At 74.5% G+C, this 2,368-nt stretch carries 4 protein-coding genes; 3 read left to right on the plus strand and 1 reads right to left on the minus strand.

Going from position 1 to position 2,368, the window contains the following annotated elements:
• From ABEB16_RS11090 to ABEB16_RS11100, 3 genes are all read left to right on the plus strand, one after another.
• Positions 1–1,011: nitrite/sulfite reductase (locus tag ABEB16_RS11090; protein ID WP_345712312.1), on the plus strand; the 1,011-nt coding region annotated here is incomplete at its 5' end.
• Positions 1,008–1,178 (plus strand): Insertion element protein, encoded by a 171-nt coding sequence (locus tag ABEB16_RS11095; RefSeq protein WP_345712313.1) that lies wholly within the window; start codon positions 1,008–1,010, stop codon positions 1,176–1,178. The genes ABEB16_RS11090 and ABEB16_RS11095, both read left to right, overlap by 4 nt.
• The gene (locus ABEB16_RS11100; RefSeq protein WP_345712314.1) at positions 1,175–1,891 is read left to right on the plus strand and encodes a phosphoadenylyl-sulfate reductase; all 717 of its coding nucleotides are present in this window, start codon (positions 1,175–1,177) and stop codon (positions 1,889–1,891) included. Before ABEB16_RS11095 ends, ABEB16_RS11100 begins: the two co-directional genes overlap by 4 nt.
• A 24-nt stretch (positions 1,892–1,915) precedes the next feature.
• Here the strand turns inward: ABEB16_RS11100 and rimI are convergent.
• On the minus strand, positions 1,916–2,368 hold a 453-nt coding region (gene rimI / locus ABEB16_RS11105), incomplete at its 5' end, for a ribosomal protein S18-alanine N-acetyltransferase (protein WP_345712315.1).

The following is a 2,368-nucleotide window of genomic DNA, read 5'->3' on the forward strand; positions in this document are numbered from 1 at the left end:
CGCCACGACGTCGTCCACGAGATCAACGACGTGGCCTTCATCGGCTCGGTGCACCCCGAGCACGGTCCCGGTTTCGACGCGTGGGTCGGCGGCGGCCTCTCCACCAGCGCCCACCTCGCCCAGCGGCTCGGGGCGTGGGTGCCGCTGGAGGAGGTGCCCGACGTGTGGGCCGGCGTCGTCGGCATCTTCCGCGACTACGGCTACCGGCGGCTGCGCAACCGCGCCCGGCTGAAGTACCTCGTGGCCGACTGGGGCGCGGCGAGGTTCCGCCAGGTCCTGCAGGACGAGTACCTGCACCGCGAGCTCCTCGACGGCCCCGCGCCGGTGGCGGTCAACTCGCCCGACCACGTCGGCGTGCACAAGCAGGTCGACGGGCGCAACTACGTGGGGCTGGCCCCGCAGGTGGGCCGCGTCGACGGCCCCACGCTGCTGGCGCTGGCCGACGTCATGGAGGCGCACGGCTCCACCCGGCTGCGCACCACCGCCCACCAGAAGCTCGTGGTCCTCGACGTCGCCGACGAGCACGTGGCGTCCTTCACCGCCGCCGCCGCCGAGATCGGCCTGCCCGCCACCGCCAGCCAGTGGCGCCGCTCGACGATGGCCTGCACCGGCGTGGAGTTCTGCAAGCTCGCCATCGTCGAGACCAAGCAGCGGGCGATGGACCTCATCACCGAGATGGAGCGCCGCCTGCCCGACCTCGCCGAGCCGGTGACGGTCAACATCAACGGCTGCCCGAACTCCTGCGCGCGCATCCAGACCGCCGACATCGGCCTGAAGGGCCAGATCGTCACCACCGACGCCGGCGAGCAGGTCCCCGGTTTCCAGGTGCACCTCGGTGGCGGCCTCGGCCTGGACGTCGGCTTCGGCCGCAAGCTGCGCGGGCACAAGGTGACCGCTGCGGAGCTGCCCGACTACGTCGAGCGCCTCACCCGCCGCTGGCTGGAACAACGCGGTCCCGCCGAGCGCTTCGCCCAGTGGGCGACCCGCGCCGAGGAGGAGGACCTGCGGTGAGCGAGGAGGGCGGGCGCAGCACGCCGCTGCACTGCCCCTTCTGCGCGGGCGAGCAGCTGTACCCCGACGAGGCGTCCCCGACGGCCTGGCGGTGCGCGGAGTGCCTGCGCATCTTCGCCGTCCGCTTCCTGGGCGTCGCACCCGTTCCGCGAGGAGGTTCGTCATGACCGTGACCGCACCGGGCCTGGAGCTCGACGAGGCCGGGCGGCAGCGGCTCGCCGCCCGCGCGGGCGAGGAGCTGGAGGGCGCCGACGCCCTGGACGTCGTCCGCTGGTCCGTGGAGCAGTTCGGCTCCTCCATCACCGTGGCCGGCTCCATGCAGGACGCGGTCCTGCTCGACCTGTACGCCCGGGTGCTGCCCGGGGTGGACGTGCTGTTCCTGGAGACCGGCTACCACTTCCCCGAGACGCTGCTCATGCGCGACGCCGTGAGGCAGCGGCTCCCGATCACCGTGAGGGACGTCCTGCCGCGCCAGAGCGTCCCCGAGCAGGACGCGGAGTTCGGGCCGCGGTTGTTCGAGCGCGACCCGGCGCTGTGCTGCTCCATGCGCAAGGTGTTCCCGCTGGCGGAGGCCCTCGACGGCTACGCGGCCTGGGCCACCGGTGTGCGCCGCGACGAGGCACCCACCCGGGCGGGCACGCCCGTGGTGGCGTGGGACGCGAAGAACAACCTCGTGAAGGTCAACCCGCTGGTGCGCTGGAGCCTGGCGGACCTCGAGGCGTACGTCGTCGAGCGGGACCTGCCCCGCAACGAGCTGACCCTCCGGGGGTACCCGTCCATCGGGTGCGCCCCCTGCACCCGCGCCGTCAAGCCGGGCGAGGACCCCCGCGCCGGCCGCTGGGCCGGTACGTCGAAGACGGAGTGCGGCCTGCACGTCTGAGCGCACCGGGCCCGCGGGCGGCGCTCAGGACCCGGGCCCCGGCAGGCGGCGGCGCATGATGACGGCGTCGCCGCCGTCGGGGTAGTACCTGCGGCGCAGCGCGATCCGCTCGAACCCGGACCGCTCGTACAACCGCAGCGCCGCCGCGTTGCCGGCGGCGACCTCCAGCAGCAGCACGGCCGCCCCGAGGCCCTCGGCCGTGCGGGCCAGGTGCGCCAGCAGCAGCGCCCCGGTCCCCCGCCGCTGCCCCGCCCGCAGCACCGCCAGCGTCTGCACGTCGGCGTCCGCGCCGTTGACCATGACGCCGCCGTAGCCGACCAGCTCCCCACCGCGGACGGCCGCGACGTAGCGGCGGTTGGGCTGGGCCAGCTCCGCCCAGAACGACTCCGCCGACCAGGCCGTCGCCCCGAACAGGTCGCGCTCGGCGGCGAGCACGGCCTCCAGGTCCCACCAGCGCAGCGGGCGCACCTCGACGGC

It is taken from the genome of Kineococcus glutinatus (assembly GCF_039542765.1).
In the GTDB taxonomy this organism is placed as follows: Bacteria; Actinomycetota; Actinomycetes; order Actinomycetales; family Kineococcaceae; genus Kineococcus_A; species Kineococcus_A glutinatus.